Source organism: Telluria antibiotica (assembly GCF_011682055.1).
Classification (GTDB): domain Bacteria; phylum Pseudomonadota; class Gammaproteobacteria; order Burkholderiales; family Burkholderiaceae_D; genus Telluria; species Telluria antibiotica.
On the sequence record NZ_JAAQOM010000027.1, the window covers coordinates 1 to 16,084 of the forward strand.

Annotated in this window: 10 protein-coding genes and 1 pseudogene; 2 read left to right on the forward strand and 9 right to left on the reverse strand. The window is 63.0% G+C overall.

Annotated features, from left to right (window positions below; genetic code table 11):
- Positions 1 to 154 (forward strand): annotated as a pseudogene (locus tag HAV22_RS29290) (IS5/IS1182 family transposase); the annotation flags it as partial.
- Here the strand turns inward: HAV22_RS29290 and HAV22_RS29295 are convergent.
- The 5 genes from HAV22_RS29295 to tssE all read right to left on the reverse strand — a co-directional run bounded on the left by HAV22_RS29295 (position 114) and on the right by tssE (position 10,113).
- The gene (locus tag HAV22_RS29295; RefSeq protein WP_166864896.1) at positions 114 to 3,560 is read right to left on the reverse strand and encodes a DUF6531 domain-containing protein; all 3,447 of its coding nucleotides are present in this window, start codon (positions 3,558 to 3,560) and stop codon (positions 114 to 116) included. The pseudogene HAV22_RS29290 and the gene HAV22_RS29295 sit on opposite strands and share 41 nt — an antisense overlap.
- A gap of 25 nt (positions 3,561 to 3,585) precedes the next feature.
- A complete protein-coding gene (locus tag HAV22_RS29300) occupies positions 3,586 to 6,552 on the reverse strand; it encodes a type VI secretion system Vgr family protein (RefSeq protein ID WP_229421501.1) in 2,967 nt (988 codons plus the stop codon).
- A gap of 164 nt (positions 6,553 to 6,716) precedes the next feature.
- A complete protein-coding gene (tssG, locus tag HAV22_RS29305) occupies positions 6,717 to 7,799 on the reverse strand; it encodes a type VI secretion system baseplate subunit TssG (RefSeq protein ID WP_166864899.1) in 1,083 nt (360 codons plus the stop codon).
- Positions 7,763 to 9,604, reverse strand: a complete 1,842-nt coding sequence (gene tssF, locus HAV22_RS29310) for a type VI secretion system baseplate subunit TssF (RefSeq protein ID WP_166864902.1) — start codon at positions 9,602 to 9,604, stop codon at positions 7,763 to 7,765. The genes tssG and tssF overlap by 37 nt, the downstream gene beginning before the upstream one ends.
- 2 nt (positions 9,605 to 9,606) lie before the next feature.
- Positions 9,607 to 10,113, reverse strand: coding sequence for a type VI secretion system baseplate subunit TssE (gene tssE / locus HAV22_RS29315; protein WP_166864905.1), 507 nt, complete (start codon positions 10,111 to 10,113; stop codon positions 9,607 to 9,609).
- Between the two features lie 199 nt (positions 10,114 to 10,312).
- Between tssE and tssK the strand changes: the two genes are divergently transcribed.
- The gene (tssK, locus tag HAV22_RS29320) at positions 10,313 to 11,653 is read left to right on the forward strand and encodes a type VI secretion system baseplate subunit TssK (protein ID WP_166864907.1); all 1,341 of its coding nucleotides are present in this window, start codon (positions 10,313 to 10,315) and stop codon (positions 11,651 to 11,653) included.
- 9 nt (positions 11,654 to 11,662) lie between these two features.
- Here the strand turns inward: tssK and HAV22_RS29325 are convergent, their stop codons facing one another.
- Genes HAV22_RS29325 through HAV22_RS29340 form a run of 4 tightly spaced genes read right to left on the reverse strand, consistent with a single transcriptional unit; the run spans position 11,663 to position 16,059 of the window.
- Complete coding sequence (locus tag HAV22_RS29325; RefSeq protein ID WP_166864910.1) at positions 11,663 to 13,012, reverse strand: TolC family protein; 1,350 nt, start codon at positions 13,010 to 13,012, stop codon at positions 11,663 to 11,665.
- 25 nt (positions 13,013 to 13,037) lie between these two features.
- The gene (locus HAV22_RS29330; RefSeq protein WP_166864913.1) at positions 13,038 to 14,288 is read right to left on the reverse strand and encodes an ABC transporter permease; all 1,251 of its coding nucleotides are present in this window, start codon (positions 14,286 to 14,288) and stop codon (positions 13,038 to 13,040) included.
- Complete coding sequence (locus HAV22_RS29335) at positions 14,288 to 14,983, reverse strand: ABC transporter ATP-binding protein (protein WP_166864914.1); 696 nt, start codon at positions 14,981 to 14,983, stop codon at positions 14,288 to 14,290. Before HAV22_RS29335 ends, HAV22_RS29330 begins: the two co-directional genes overlap by 1 nt.
- The gene (locus HAV22_RS29340; protein WP_166864917.1) at positions 14,983 to 16,059 is read right to left on the reverse strand and encodes an efflux RND transporter periplasmic adaptor subunit; all 1,077 of its coding nucleotides are present in this window, start codon (positions 16,057 to 16,059) and stop codon (positions 14,983 to 14,985) included. The genes HAV22_RS29335 and HAV22_RS29340 overlap by 1 nt, the downstream gene beginning before the upstream one ends.
- Positions 16,060 to 16,084 lie beyond the last annotated feature (25 nt).

A 16,084-nucleotide genomic window follows, 5' to 3' on the forward strand; every position in this document is an offset into this window, starting at 1 on the left:
CCTCGTCGAAACCAAAATGCGTTGCTTTAAGCTGCTCGGTGAACGGGTGATGGCGCGAGACTTCGACCGCCAGGTCGCTGAGTTGCAGGTACGTGCCGCTATCCTCAATCGCTTCACACGGTTGGGCACGCCCACGACGGTCGCCATGCCGTAATTCCGTCCGGGATTGGGGGCATTACGTGCCCAGCTGATTTATGCAACAAAGCCTGTTCGATCAGGCGGCCGGCCGGGTCGTACTTCATCGTTTGCAGAAGGCCGTTGGCCTGGGTGCGCCCGGTTTCCTGGTACAGCGCGTCGCGCTCGAAGGAGACGAGGTCTTGCCCGTCGAGCAGCAGGCCGTGCACGTGGCCAGCGCCGTAGGTCAGCCATTCGACGCGATGCCCGTCGGGGCGGGTGGTCGCGGTGCGCTGGTTGAGTTCGTCGTAGCGGTGGTGCCAGACCGCGGTGCGCTTGTCGGGATGGAACGGACCTTGGTAGTGCTGGTGCTCGCGCACCAAGTTGCCGGCGGCGTTGTAGAACCATTGCAGCCTGGCGTGTTCGTTCTGCGCTTCGGCAAGCTGGCCGTTGGCGTTGTAGGCGAAGGTTTCGGTTTGCTCCGCCTGGCCGGGGGCTGCGGCCCGGCGTTGCACGAGCCGGCCCATGGGGTCGAAGTCGAGCCGGGTGGTCACGCCAGCTTCGACGGTTTCCGCCAGCACGCCGCTGGCTTCGTCGTAGCGGTATTCGGTGGCCTTGCCGTCGAAACCTTGTTCCTGCAGCAGCCGGCCGACAGGGTCGTACAGGAAACGGTAGACGCTGCCGTTTTCGTTTTCCAGCGCAGACAGACGGCCGAGCGCGTCCCACCGGTAGTGCAGGCTGTGCCCGAGAGCGTCGATGCGCTTTGCGATCAGTCCGGCGGCGGTATAGCGGTAGGCGGTGGTGCGTTGCAGTGCGTCGGTGTGCGCCAGTAGCCGGCCTTCGGCGTCGTGGCGCAGGTGCTCTTCGCTACCGTCAGGATGGATGACGGCTTCGAGCTGACCTGGATGGTTGCCGCCTTCGCTGTGCGCTTGCGCCACCGTTTCCGCACCGAGCGGCGTGTAGCGGTAGCGCGTGACCTTGCCGGCAGCGTCGATGCTCTTGATCAGGCGCTTGCGGTCATCGTATTCCCACTGGGTGCTGTGCCCGGAACAGTCGGTGTAGCTGGCAAGCTGGCCGTCCGGGGTGTACGTGAGTTGCTTGACGCCGCCCTTGGCATCGGTCACTGAAGCGGGCCGGCCAACCTTGTCGTACGCGTATTCGGTCTTGTTGCCGCGTGGGTCTGTTTCCTCGACCAGGTGGTCTTGGGCATTGTAGTCACGCTTCCAGGTCCCGCCTTCCCCGTCGCGGATGCCGGTGACGCGGTGTTGGCCGTCATACTCGAAGTGGACTTGGCTGCCGTCGGCGCGGGTGTGCGTGAGCAGGTTGCCATGCGCGTCGTAACGGTGATGCTCGCTGCTACCGTCGGCGTGGACATGACGGACGACGTTCTTGGCGTCGTCGCGGAACAACCATTCCTCGAGCCCGTCCGGATACACGATGCGGTAGGTGTAGCCGGCGATGTCGTAGTAGTAGCGGGTCTCGTGGCCAAGCGCGTCGGTGACATAGGTCAGGCGGATGTTCTTGTCCCATTCGAGCCGGGTGTCGTAGCTGCCGTCGTCGGCCCACTCGCGGATCGCTCTGGCGTGAAGCCCGCTGTCGATGCTCGTGTCGTAGGCTAGATTCATGCCACGCCCGGTACGATCGGTGTAGCGGGTGACGAGGTGGCGGTCGTACTGGTAGTGCCACGCGGCGGCGTTTTCGTCCTGGGCGCGGATCAGGTCGCCGTGGTCGTCGTAATCGTAGGCCGCAAGCTGACGCACCAGCTTGCCCTCCTTGATTTCCCACAGCGCGTGGATGCAGCCGGTATCAAGGTCGATCTGGGTGCCGGCATGGGCGACGATGGTCTCGCCCTGCTTGCTGATGATGTCGCTGAGCACCTGCTCGCCAGCATACGGGCCATTGGCCACGATGTGGTCGTAGCGCAGGCCGAGGGCGGCACCGTCGCGGGCATGCAGCGCGATCAGCCGGAAATGCTCCTTGCCCACCTCGGCTGCCTTCGCGCGCACGGTGTCGACCAGTTCGTAGGTTTCGCGCCAGGGACTGGGTTCGCCTTCGGGCAGCGGTTTGCCGAAGTCGAGCGTGAGCAGGGTGGCGCTCATGCGGGTGAGCGTGATTTGCTCGACCGGATCGTAGTGCCGCTGGCCGATGTCCAGCCATGGATAGCGATGGCTGCGGCCATCGGCGGCGTGATAGAGCAGGGCCGCCGGCTTGCCTTGGCCGATGACGTCGATGCGGGTGCTGTACGGGGTGAGCCAGCGCGCGCCGAGATTCCCGCGGTCATAGGCGGTCAGCTGGCTGCGATAGGTTCGGCTCCATGCGATGGGAAGCGGCGCATCCAGTACGAAGTCGGTGTGGGTGAAGGTTTCGGCGCCCGTGGCGAAGCTGATCGAATGCGCGGTGCCGCCTTTTGCGGGACACAGCTTGCAGGCATTGGCGTCGCCCGTGGCCGGGCTTTGCCGACCGATGGTGCCTAGCTCGTGGCCGGGGTTGTTCTTTTTGTGGTTCGCGCCCTTGGTCGACGGTACCAGCGCCGCATGCCGCTTCTTGTGCTTGCCGACCGCGTCGCGCAGCCGCATCAGTATCCACCGGATGCTCATCTGTGCCCGTTCGTCGGCCAGGGCGGCGAGCTTGCTGCGAAACGCCGGCTTGAAGTCGGTCAGGTGGCCGATGATGCCCGTCACGCCCGCTACCGCACTCTGCGGCAGGTGGCGGGCTGCCGCGGCGACAACGTAGTTCGCCGTGTTCTTGTACTGCCGGGCGAGTGCGCCGAGCAGGCGGCGCCAGCTGCTTTCCACCTTGGGGTCGTGCAGCTTGCTCTCGACTTGCGCCGGGGAGGCCACCTCGAATAGCGGTTCCTTGCCGATGCATCGGTTGAGGATCTTGATCAGATCGTCGGCGATGCCGTCGGCAACGTGGGCGCAATCGTCCAGGATGCCCGCCAGCTTGCCCATCGCACCGTCGATAAAGGTCTCGATCTCGCCAGCCAGCGTGGCGTTGAGGTGCGCGATCAGCACTTCGATCAGCGCGGCGCCGAGATCCTTGACGCCCAGCGCCAGCTTTTGCCGGACCAGGTGCAGCGCCGGCCGCAGGCTCATGCGGGCCGCGCTCATCCCCAGCGGCACCGGGACCACACCGATCAGGTTGATGCCCAGGCTGACCCACTCCAGGAAATCAATTTCTTTCTTGGCGATGGTCTTCTGGATGACCCCCACCACGTCCATGATGGCGTCGATCAACGCCATGATGTTGCCGATCACTGGCAGGCTGCCGGCAACCGTATTCAGGCGCTCCAGCGTCACATAGTCATGGCTGATCTTGCGCAGCCATTTGTCGAAGGCGGCGGCGGCGGCACCGATGTCTTTCTGGTCTATCGTATTGAGCGGAGCGACTGCGACTTCCGGCACGCGTTCGGCCGGCTTGGACGGGGCTTGCGTGGGTTCGGTCATGGACGTTTTTTATCCGATGAATTTTTCAGGGCGAGGTCGGGACTTCAGCATCGATGCGCGGCAGCGATGCGGGCAAACCGAGGGGCGACGCGGCGGCAGGCTTGCCGGCACTTGACGCGCCGTAGGTATTCGGGACCATCTGGCAGATCGGTGCCAGCAGTGCTTGCGCGCCGCCTTTTTTTAACGACTGCACCGCGCTCGCAGCTTGCTGCGCGACTTGCGCAATCGCACCGAACTTGCCGGCTGCGCCGTTGAGGCTGGCTGGCGCAGCGTTTGCGCCGGCGAGCATTCCGGGGTGTTGCGCCCTCGGCACGGGCGCCGGCCGGTCAGCCGCAGCATCGGCGCCAGCGTCGGACAGCGCCACGGTCGGCCATTCGGTTCCCTGGCCGAAGTAGCTGTCTTCATCCCATGGGTCGCGCGGGTCCTTGCCGTAGCTGACCGTGGCCATTCCCATCGGCAGTCCGGCCACGCTGGCAAAGCCGTTGCCGTCGAGCGTCCCCTGGTGGACGCCACCATCGGCGTCGACGACGGTGTAGTCGCCATGCCGGATGCCCTGGCGCCTGGCGCCTTCCTGGTTCACGTACTGGTGATACAAGTCGAGCTGCCCCGGCGGCAGTTGCACGGTCTGCGGCAAGCTTGGCGTACCTTCGCTCTTGCCGGGGACGAAGCTATGTTGTGCCGCGTGTTGGCGCCAGGTGCCGTTGGTGCCATGGACGATTCCCGATGCGTTCCAGCGGCTGAAGCTGGTGCCGCCGTTGATCACCACCTCTTCCTTGGCCGTGATCGTGATGCGGTTGGCGGTATGGGTGATGTTGAGCTTGGCAAGGATGTTGACGCTGTCCTTCAGGGCGGTGATGTCGATGTCGGCGCCGGCCGCCACCAGCTTCATGCCGGCCTTGTAGGCGAACATGCGTACCGCTTCCTTTACGCTGACAAGCAGGCTCTTGCCCGAGCTCAGGCTCGTATGGCCGCCGCTGGTCAGGGCGGTGTGCTCCACACTCATCAGATGCGTGGAACCCTGCGTGCTGGTTTCGATGCCGGCGGGGCTGGCTAGAACCAGGTGAGGAGCCTGGAATTCCGGGACTTCGTCTCGCGCAGGTTGGCCGCCCTGGCCTTTGATGGCGTCGACCTGCACCTGCAGCGCGGCGGCGACCTGGTCCTGGTCGCCCGGCTGGTGCGCCTGCGCCTGTTGTGCGACCTGCGACAGGCTGTCGTGCAACGCATGGCCCTGCGCCATGCGCGCCAGCGTCTCCGCCATGTCGGTGATATGGGCGCGGGCGTTCGGCCGTCCTTCCGTGCTGAGCAGCAGGCCCTGCTGTGCGCGCACCGCGCCGTGGCCGTCGGTGCGCAGCTCGAACCCTTGGCCGCGGGCGTCCTTGCGTCCGGCATTGTCTTCGATGCGGTTGATATGGCCGAGGCTGAGCTGGCTGGCGAGATGGTCGCTCTTGAGCTGTGCCTGGATCTGCCCTTGCGTATCGTCCAGCACCAGGTGATTGCTGCGTCCGCCGGGCGCATTGCCGCCCTTGGCCGTGAGCTCGCGGCTTCTGAGCCCCATCAGTGCCCGCTGTTCGGGCAGCTTCCACGGCGGCATATAGCTCTGGTTGTACACGGAGCCGGTCACGATGGGATGGTCGGGATTGCCGTCGAGCCATTGCACAATCACTTCCGAGCCGACCCGCGGATGGCTGGCGAAGCCCTTCTCCCCACCGGCCCAGTTGCTGCTTACCCGTACCCAGCAGCTACCGCTTTCGTCCCGGTCCCAGTGAAACTTGACCTGGATGCGCCCGTACCGGTCCACGTTCAGGCTGCCCTGACCTTCCGGGCCGACCACGATGGCGGTCTGCAGGGCCAGCAGTCTGGTATCCATGCTGTTGAAGCCGCGTCCCGGCCGCCAGGGCAACGCCTTGTCCTGGCAGAGCAGGCGGTTCGTGTACTCGGCGAGCCCATCCTTCCCTTGCAAGTAGTTGTTGCTGGCTTTGTGGTGCACTTCCAGGATCAGGAATTCGCGGTCTTCGCTTTCGCTGAAATGGTCGAGCAGCCTGAACCACCTGCCAGCAGCCACGTGCCGGTTGTTGCCTTGCGCCTCGTACAGCTTGCCGCGGGCTTCGATCTCTTCCATGCGCAGTTGTGAAAGCCGGTAGGCGCTGGACTGGTCCTTGAATCCGTAATGGCCCTCATAGCTGTGTACCTCCAGCTGCGGAATATCGCCTTGCTGGTTGATGGTGACGGTATCCGCATGGATCGGGCGCGGACTCTTGAAGTCGAAGCCGCTCACCGCCGCTTGTCCGGAGGCCCACTGGCGCCGCGGGCTCCAGTCGCCGATCGCGTCCTCTTCGACCGAGCCACCGGCCCGGTGGAAGCGGATGTCGGGCGACGGCCCGTCGATCGGCGGGGCGGCACGGGTGTCGTCGCAGACCCTGAGCGTATGGCCTTCACTGCCGTGCTCGTACCAATAGCTGTAGCCCGCCGCTTCCCAGCGCCGGCACAGGTAGTTGTGATCGGTTTCGTCCCATTGCGTGCACATCGTGAGCTGCGGCTGTTCGCCTCCGACCTCCCATTCCCACGCAGGAAGGCCGCCGTAGCCGGTGAAGATCGTCTCCGCCTGCTCGCGCAGGCTTCGCGCATGGAATAACCGGTTGTTCCGACGCAGGCGCGCGTACGCCAACCATGGCATCAGCGTGGCCTCGTAGAACGCTACGCCGCCATCCGTTTTGACCAGCTTGAATGAGGTGACATAACCGGTGAAGGGACGAAGCCTGCCGTCAGCCAGTACCAGCGAGATGCACAGCAGCTTGCCGTGCATCCTCTCGAGTTCTATCCTGCTGTCGTCGCTCAGGAGCTCCACCTTGAATTCGAAGTCGCGCGACAGGTATTCCGTGCCTTCGAACCGGTTCACCATCAACGTGGCTTGCGGGCCGTCGTTCCTCGGGAACGACAAGCGTAACAGCCGGGTATGTTGGTGGGCTTCCAGCAGTGCTTGCAAGTCAGTCATCGTTTTGCTCGCTAGGTATTGTTGACCTCGAGATGCTCGAAGTCGCTGTTAGAGCGGGTCTGAACGTGCGACGAATTTGTGGACTGTAGTCATTAAATTGCGATTAGCCAGTGACAAAACGCAAGCTGGTGCGATGACAGCCTGCTCGACGTTCGGCGAACGCTTCAGGTCAACTCGATGTCGTAACACACATCCCTGCGGTCCCGTTCCTGAGGCCCATCGACCAGATAAGCATTCCACCCAAGCCGCCCCGCGTGATCATCACCAAGCGTGACACTGCACACGTCAGCGGCCCGCAGCACCAGTTCGATCTCGTACTCGAGCGTGAGGCCAGTGAACAGCGCGAGCAGCGTCCGCAAGGCGCGTGCCGCCGTGCCATCCGGCAAGAAGGAGGAGAAGCCGATGGTATCGAGCGGACCGACGATCAAGCGCATGCGCAGGTCGCGCTGCCAGACGCGCGCACCGCTGATCGCCGTCGCACCGAGAGTCGCATTAGGATGGCCGAGCATGCTTTGCTGCGGAGCTGGGATCGCGTACCAAGCGCCAATAAATTGCTCGGCGTGCACGGGCCGGCCGAAGTACTCGGACAGCACGCGCGCGATCTGCACCGCGGACACGGGCCGGTGGCGGATCGAGGCGGCGAAATAGCCGATCGCCGCTGCCTGTACGCCACCGGTCTCGTGCGCGTGCTTGCGCGTGCGCGGGGCTCGATTGCCGAGGCCGGCCAAGTCGAGCAGCAATGGCAGAAAGTCATCCTCATTCCGGCTCTCACAGCGCAGTGCAAGCCGGTATTTTTTCCAGGCGCCATAAAACAGGGCCAGCGAGCGGTTCGATAACGCGTCGAGGAAGGCACGCGGGCCATTGTCTTTGTGATGCAGCTCATGTTCCGCGATGCGCTCGGTGTAATGTGTCGGCAGCACGCCTGTGCCGCTCAGCAGTCCCATGAACGCGGGCCGGACGCGGATGTAGTGCAGCGTCGAATTTTGCACTGCCGTGGCCAGCGCAGGCGCGTCGTGCGCCAGTTCGCGCGGTTCGGTGGCGATCGCCTCCAGTTGGCTGGCCGGGAAGCCGAGCGAGGTCGAATTCTCGAAGCGGAGGAAATGATTGACCACGTCCGCCTGCGCGACGCCGCGGCGCCGCAGCCAGAGTTCGAGGATCCGTACCGCCTGGAAGTAATCGAAGCGATAAGGCTCCTCGAACAGGCGCTTGATTACAGGAGGTTCAATTCGCCGCTTCTCGGTAGGCATGTGAATAAGGCTTCCCCGCTTTTGTTGGAGACGATTACCAACTGGGTAAAACTGTTGGCGTGCACGTACAGCGCCAGAAAGCGTTCGATGAGTTGGCCGAAGGCATGGATACCGCTGCCGACGAAGGCGTCCTCGTCGACCGCCAGCCGGACTTCGACGCCCCGTACCAGGCACGGAAATGGATTGCCGGGCAGCCAGGCGGTGACCGGTTGCTGGCTGAGCCCGGTAATACCGCCGATCTGGCGTTGCGAGGACGGCGAACGCGGCAGGTCGTACAGCGCCAGCGTTTCGCGCAAGGCGTCGGCGCCGCCGGCGCTCAGCGACAAGTGATTCAGCGCCAGCAGGGAGATCAGGCGCCAGCGGACGTTATAGCCACGCTCGAAGTGGTAAGCCGTTGTCGGCTTGCGCAAAAAGCTGATTGAACTCAAGCTTGATCCACCTTCGAAGAACAAATCGCCGCCGCGCTGGCCATACGGAAGCTGCGACGGCAAGTCCCGGTTGGTACAGGTCAGTTCGACGTTCAGCGTGCTGGTCTCGACCTCCGCCGGATCGAAATCGATGTCGACGATGGTGATCTGTGTCTCGAAGCCGGGGCTTTTATCGGCGAGGGTGTCGTCGTGCCGCAATGCCCAGTAATGACCGTTGTGTTCCGGTTCCTGCGCATGCTTGAGTGAATAAAAGGGACGGAATTCGACGATCGATTCCCCTTGTGGCGTCTGGCGCACGAGGTTGACGGATTCGATCGCATACACCTTGTAGGCGAAGGCGCGGCGCGCATCCGCCAGCACAGGGTAGCTGGCGTTGGCGTGCGTCAGGCGAATGGGCTCGCCACGTTGGCGGAACAGATTCACGACCGGCGTACAGCCGAGCACGACGTTGTTGGTGCCGAGCGTGCCCAGCATGCGCGCCAGGTTCGAGTCCGAGCGGATGCCGGACAATACGAGATGCAGGGTGAGCGTACGCGTGTGAGGCGGCAGGACAGCGGTCAGGGTGGCAAGGTCGATGTCGAAAAAATTGAACTTCTCGGGAAAGCAAAAATATTCGGTCAGCAAACGATAGGCGGTGTGCGAGCGCGCCGGAAAATCGATCAGCGCGTCATCGTCGTCGAAGCCGGCCGGGCTGAGCGGAATGGTGTCGAGCTTCACCCAGCGTCCATCGCGCTCGCCTTCGACGTAGGCGTCGACGCACCGCATGAACAGGGTATCGCGCAATGCTGCACAGAACGAGGGCTCTCCATCGATGAAGACGCGCAGCTTCGGCAGCGAAAAACTGTGGAGTGCGGCCTTTCCCTCGGTCGAGTGGATCGTGATGTCGATCCCGGCACCGGCGCCGGCAGGCAAGCGCACGGCAGCCGGCGCCTGGACGATGGCCTCGAAGCGGGCGTACGAAATCGCCAGCTTCGCGATCGTGACAGGGTAAACGGTTCGAAAGCAGCAGGGCGCGCCGCGGATCGCCCGTGTGTTGAGCTTGGTGCCGCGTGCGATCACGCCGGATGTGGTCTTCAGCTCGGCGCTGTCGAGGTCCATGCGCGCAATCGAGCACGAGGGAAAGGGGCGGACGTAGTGCGGATACAGCACTTCGAACAGTGCTTCCGTGAATTCCGGGTAATCGTCGTCGAGACGCTTGGCGATGCGTGCATTGAGCAGAGCGAAGGATTCGATCATGCGCTCGATGTGCGGGTCCTCGCACACTTCGCCACTGATCAAGAGTCGGCCGGCGATTTTTGGATAGCGATCGGCGAAATCGCGCAGGTGACGGCGAAGATAGCCCAGTTCCTGCTCGTAGTAAGGGAGTAATTGTTCCAAGCTCATGCTCCGGCACGTGTCGACGTCGAAACGGCCCGGCTCGCCTTGCTGATGCTGTAGTGCAGTGACGACGGCTGCAATACCGCATCGAAGTTCACGGCTTCCTGTGAGGTGCTGGCGACGAGCATTGCGGTGATTGAAAAGTTCAGACGGTTGACTATCTCGTCGTCCGCGTCGAGCGAGGCTTTGGCATTGCGCAAACGCGGTTCATGGAGCTCGATTGCTTTTTCCAGGCAGGCGCAAATGTAGGCGCGGTCGGCGGGGCTGGACAGCGAGCGGGCTGCAAAATCGTTGAGACCGTAGCTGACCACCGAGCGGCTACATTCCGGATAGGCTTTCAACAGGTCGTCGGGCAGTGCCGAACGGGTATTCAGCAACGCCTCGAGGTCGCGCGCGACCATATCCTTGAGCTCCTCGAGCGAGATGCGCGAGAGCGCGGCATCGCCGGTTGCGCCGCGCACCGGCACACCCAGCAAGCGATCAAACAGCCCAGGTGTAAAACCCCGCATCGTCCCCTCCCCGCGTCGGTAGCAACCGTTCCAAAGCGAAATATTTGCATAGGCCGCACCGAAAAAACAGCGAAGTATGGGCAGGTAAGTGCACCTGTTGAGCGACCGCAATCCTGCACATTGTTGAGGTACAAACGCGCGTGAGAAGGACTAATGTTCGCTGCTGGCGCTGAAGACATCATTCGGAGAGGAGAGCGGCATGAGCGGAAAGATATTGTGGGGCGAAGGCCTGCTATTGCGTCCGCAACATTTCCAGCGTCAGGACCAGTATCATGAACACCGCTTGCACAAGACGATCCACACACTGCAACCGTATGCCTGGGGTGTGGAAAAGCTGGAGGTCGACCGCGACGCGCTGGGCAGCAATGTGCTGCGCATCCTTGCGCTGTCGCTACGTTTCCAGGACGGAGAATGGGTCGACGCGCCCGCCAGCGATGAGCTCCCTGCCAGCATCGACCTGAGCCAGCTGCCGCAGGGACAACAGCAGGTGACGTATTACGCCGCGCTCCCCGCGCTGAAACCCTTCGGCGGCAATGTCGGCCAGCCAGTCCAGGCTGGCACAGCGACGCGTTTCGTCCAAGCCAACCACGATACGCCAGACCTCTACACCAAGGCCGCCAACGTGCAGATGGCCAGCTTGACCACGTCGGTACGCCTGATCTCCGAATTCGAACCGCGCGATGCCTACTTGACCTTTCCCTTGCTGCGCCTGCGCCGCACGGGGGCCGCCGGTTTCGAACTGGACGGCAGCTTCGTGCCGCCCAGCCTGTCCGTGGGGACGACGTCGGCCCTTGCCCTGCAACTCCGCCGCCTGCTGGACGCCTTGCAGGCCAAGGTCAGCGCCCTGATCGGACACCAGCGCGAGCCGAGCCGCAACGTGATCGAATTCCGTTCCGGCGACATGTCCTCGTTCTGGCTGCTGCACACGGCCAGCAGCGCCTGCGCCACGCTCAACCATTACACACAGCATCCGGGCGCACATCCCGAGCGCTTGTACGAGCAATTGCTCGGAGTGGCCGGTAGCCTGATGACGTTTTCCAAGAGCTGGACCCTGGCCGATTTGCCGCCTTACCAGCATGCCGATCCCGGCCCCGGCTTCGCCAAGTTGAACGGCATCATTCGCGATTTGCTGGATACCGTGATCTCTTCCAAATACTTCGCCATCGCGCTGAGTGAGACGCGGCCGTCCTATTATCACGGCATGCTCGACTCTGGCAAAATCGACGACAAGACCACGTTCTATATTTCGGTCTCGGCCGATCTTCCCGCACTCGAACTGGTCGATGCGGTGCCGCTGCGTTTCAAGATCGGCGCGCCGGACGACGTGGAGAAATGCGTGCTGGCCGCCCTGCCTGGCGTGCGCCTGCAGTACACGCCCCAACTGCCGGCCGCGGTGCCGGTGCGGCCCGACACCTGCTACTTCATGCTGGAAGGGAAAGGACAGATGTATGAACGCATGCTGCAGGCGCAATCCATTTCGATTTATGTCCCGTCAGGGATCAAGGAACTCAAGCTGGAATTGATCGCCGTCGTACCATGATTTACATGATCAATTCACCCGCGCCAGCATGGCCTCGACCCTGGCGACAAACAAATCGACTTTCAAGCCCGTCACCTTGTCCCGCGCATCTTCCACGGCGTTGACCGCGGCGCGGGTTTGCAATGCCGAGCTTCGCTTCGTGGCCAGCCGCATTTCCGCGATCTGGCGTTGTGCCTCGCTGAGGGCAAGCTGCTTTTCCGCGAGCTCGATTTTTTCACTCAACTCGGTGACGCGCGACGACTTGTTCTGCCATGCATGCTCGGCATCGCGCTGCGCCTGTTTGACGATCCAGCGCTGTTTTTCTGCCTTGGCCACGGCATAGTCGATGCGGCTGTCGGTATAGAAGCCGTCGAATAATTTCCAGCTCAATTGCAGGCCGACATAAGAAAAGTCCCGCTTGTAGTGGGTGATGGCGTTATCGAGGCCGGCCGCGCTGCGTCCACCGCTGTTGTAGCCGACGAGGAAATCCAGCCTGGGTCTCTTGTCGGCCCGCGCCTGGACGATCGTGGCAGTCGCGCCGTCGAATTCCGCGATTTCTTTTTTGACCTCCGCCGCGCCGACCAGATCGAAGCCTGCCAGCATGGTGTTCGGATCCAGCGCACCGATGTGCTCCACCTCATCGGCGGGCGAAGCTTGTTGAAGCATCTCCACGTACTGCGGCTTGGTGTCGATGCCCACGGCAAGCAGGTAATTGCGAATCGAATCGGCGAGTGCGCGCTGGCTGTTGCGCCATTCGGTCTCCAACACCTGCGCGGACAATGCCTTGACGTCCGCTTCGATGTTGGCGAGCGTGCCGTCACGCGCTTGTACGCCGGCGGCCTCGGCTTCCGCGTGGGCCAGGTCCAGTGCGCGACGAATCCTGCGCGCGTCGAGCTTGGCTTTGACGACGGTCCAATACGCCCGGGTCACGTCCTCGACCACCTGCTTGCGGGTGATCTGGGCGCTCGCCGCGGCCGCGCGCTGGCCGGCATGCGCGGCGTCGAGCCTGGCTTCATCTGCCCGGCCCGCATACAGGTTGTAGCGCAGTTCGAGGCCGGTGCTGGCGCCATTGGGCGGCAGCGAGTCGGTGAACGTCACGGGCAAATTCTGATTGGCGTAATTGACGCTGACGCCGGTCGGCGACACGCCGCTGTAAACGCTGGTGTGCTGAATCGAGGAATACGCCGTCAGCGTGGGCATAAAGGCCGCTTTTGCCTCGCCCACCTTGGCAGAGGCCATGGCATTGCCGGCCGAGTCCACGCCGATTTCCGGACGGTTCGCCAGCGCTTGTCGAAGGGCGCCCACGTAGTCCTGGGGCAGTACCTGAGCCTGGGCGGCATGTAGCGCTGTCGATAACAAAAAAACGGACAGGACATGCATTCGCATCGACGGTTCCCTTCGCAAATTACTCATAGCGCAGCGCCAGAACGGGCCGCAAATGCGCCGCACGGCGCGCGGGCAAATAGCCGGAGAGCAGACCCACCAGGATCGACGTCACGAGCGCCAGTACGACGACGGGCCACGATGGCATCAGGGGAAAACCCGTCGCCAACGCCAGTATCACGCTGCCTCCCACGCCCAATATCAAACCGAACAAGCCTCCGCTGGAACTGATGATCACGGACTCCATCAGGAATTGAAACAGGATGCTGCGCTGGTTGGCGCCCACGGCCTTGCGCAATCCGATTTCGCGCGTGCGCTCCTGTACCGACGTGCTGACGATGTTCATGATGCCCAGGCCGCCCACCAATAACGAGATGGACGCGGCGATGATGCCGATCAGCGATACGCCCTGCAGAATCCGATCGGAGACTTTGATGTACTGCGCCATCGTCGTGGATTTATAGGCGTAGCGATGGTTATGCTCGCGTTCGAGCACCTGGATCAATTCATCGACGGCCGCATCGGCCTTGGACACATCGACGGCCTCCGCCTGGATCACGCCGACGTCCTTCGTGCCGATCTGCGCTTGCAGCGTGGTGTACGGCAGCAGGATGCGATTGTTCGCGTCGATGCCGCCCGGTGAGCCCAGGCTGCCGATGAAGGAGCGATCCTTGTTTTCCAGCAGGCCGATGACCAGGTACGGCCGGTTCCCGATACGGATTTCCCTGCCGACCGGGTCGACGTCGGCCCCGAACAAATCCTGCGCGGCTGTCACGCCGATCACGGCCACGTCGCGCCGGTGGACCACTTCATAGGCTTTGAAAAAGCGCCCTTCGCGCATCTCTTCGTTGTTGACGATGGCATAGTCCGCGCCCACGCCCGTCAGTTGTGGATTACTGAAACGCTTGCCTGCGTGGACCAGCAGGTGTGCACCGCTGCCGAAGACGATCGGGCTCAGGTGGCGTACGGTCAGGCAGCAGTTCGTGAGCACGTCCACGTCGCGCGCCTCGATGCCGGTGCCGGCGCGCACCGCGCGGTTCGGATCCTTGTCGTCGTTCGTGCGGTAGACCCAGACCGACTTCAATCCGAAGGTCTGCAGCTCGCTGAAGATCAGGTAGCGGCCGCTCTTGCTGATCGTACCGACCGCCATCACGCCCGCGATGCCGACGGTGATGCCGAGCACGCTGAGCAAGGTGCGCAGGCGGTTGTAGTGGAGTGCCTGGATGGCTTGGGCCAAGCCATCGAGGATGAAGCGGCGCAGGCTGACACGCATCAATGGACCCGCGCGAGGCGTTGATTGCACTCGTCACGTTCGATGACGCCGTCACGCAAGCGCAACGTGCGGCTGGCGTGGGCCGCGACGTCCTCTTCGTGCGTCACCATGACGATGGTCAAGCCTTGTGCGTTGAGTTGATCGAACAGGCGCAAGATGTCATGGCCTGCCTTCGAATCCAGGCTGCCGGTGGGTTCATCGGCGATCAGGACGTCGGGCTGGTTCACCAACGCGCGCGCGATGGCGACGCGTTGCTGCTGGCCGCCGGAGAGTTGTGCCGGCGTGTGCGCGGCACGGTCGGCCATGCCGACTGCCTGCAGCATGGCCATGGCCCGCTCGCGGCGCAATTTCGGCGCGACGCCCGCATAGATGAGCGGCAGCTCGACATTGCGCAGCGCGTCGACGCGCGGGATGAGATTAAACAGCTGGAACACGAATCCCAGCTTGCGGCTGCGAATGTCCGCCAGACGGTCTTCCGACGCGCCGGCGATCATCTCGGCATCCAGGCGGTAACTGCCCGTGTCGACGGCGTCCAGGCAGCCGATAATGTTCAGCAGCGTCGATTTGCCGGAGCCGGAAGGGCCCATGATGGCGAGGAATTCGCCTTTGTCGACCTTCAGCGAGATCCCTTTGAGCACGGGAATCGACATGGCTTCGACCTGATACGACTTGGTGATGTTGTGCAGGGCAATCATCAGCGCACGTCACTCGCAAACCTGGCGCGATCCCCCTCACGCAATGCCCGGCCCTCCGGGACCACGACCTTTTCACCCAACGTCAGTCCACTTTTTATTTCGGTCATGCTGACGCTTTCGACGCCGGTCGTCACGGGCTTCCAATGAATACGCCCGCCTTCCAGGACGGCGACCTTGGCTTGACCCTGGTTCGAAATGATGGCGTTCGACGGCAGCAGCAACGCATTGTTTTCCGAGGCTACGGTCAATTTGACGTCGACCTGCTGGCCCAAGGCCAGATGCGGCGCGTGCGTACCGAGACTGATGCGGGCGGACAGGTTGTTTGCCGCCCCCTCCTTGCTGGTCGACGGCGACACCCAGGTGATCGTTTCCTGCCATGTCTTGTCCGGGTAAGCATCGGAAGAAACGGTCACCACCTTGCCCACCACTGCAATCGCGCTGTCGCTGGCATCGAGTTTCGCTTCGATCTCGCGCGTGTCGATCGGGGCCAGCTTGAACAAGGGATCGCCCGCGCGCACCCACACACCCGGCCGCGCCAGGCGCGCCGTCACCACGCTCCGCTTTGGCGCCGTCAAGGTCAGCTTTTCCGTCTCCAATTGCGCCTGGCGCAGATTTTGTTCCGCCATGGTCCGCTCTTCGCGCAGGGTGGCGACACGGAGTTCGGCGTCTTCCACCGCCCTGCGCGATTCGCCGCCGACCTGATACACCCGCCGCAGGCTTTCCAGGTCGCGCACGGCGAATTCACTGCGCTCTTTTGCGCTCCGCAAGGTCGACGCGAGTTTTTCGATCGCAACCGCTTGTTCGCGGGCGTCGAATTTTGCCAGCAGGTGTCCTGCGCCGATGTCGTCGCCTTCGTTGACCATCACGTCCGATAACCGGCCGCCGACCGGGCTGTTGATCGTCAACTCATCGCGGCTGATGACGGTCCCCGCGGCCGATACATAAGAGCCGATGGGGCCACGGGATAACACCGTGCCACGAAGCTCGACGTCCCCGCCGCGCAATCCAATGGCGCCGGCGTAAACGACAGTCCCCAGCAGCAGCAGTAGCAAGAAATAGAGAACGATTTTTTTCATGGATGAGCAGAGCAGATGGAGCGGC

Coding starts and splice junctions, on each gene's coding strand:
- HAV22_RS29295 (WP_166864896.1), bottom strand. CDS start 3,560: ATGACCGAACCCACGCAAGCCCCGTCCAAGCCGGCCGAACGCGTGCCG.
- HAV22_RS29300 (WP_229421501.1), bottom strand. CDS start 6,552: ATGACTGACTTGCAAGCACTGCTGGAAGCCCACCAACATACCCGGCTG.
- tssG (WP_166864899.1), bottom strand. CDS start 7,799: ATGCCTACCGAGAAGCGGCGAATTGAACCTCCTGTAATCAAGCGCCTG.
- tssE (WP_166864905.1), bottom strand. CDS start 10,113: ATGCGGGGTTTTACACCTGGGCTGTTTGATCGCTTGCTGGGTGTGCCG.
- tssK (WP_166864907.1), top strand. CDS start 10,313: ATGAGCGGAAAGATATTGTGGGGCGAAGGCCTGCTATTGCGTCCGCAA.
- HAV22_RS29325 (WP_166864910.1), bottom strand. CDS start 13,012: ATGCATGTCCTGTCCGTTTTTTTGTTATCGACAGCGCTACATGCCGCC.
- HAV22_RS29330 (WP_166864913.1), bottom strand. CDS start 14,288: ATGCGTGTCAGCCTGCGCCGCTTCATCCTCGATGGCTTGGCCCAAGCC.
- HAV22_RS29335 (WP_166864914.1), bottom strand. CDS start 14,983: ATGATTGCCCTGCACAACATCACCAAGTCGTATCAGGTCGAAGCCATG.
- HAV22_RS29340 (WP_166864917.1), bottom strand. CDS start 16,059: ATGAAAAAAATCGTTCTCTATTTCTTGCTACTGCTGCTGCTGGGGACT.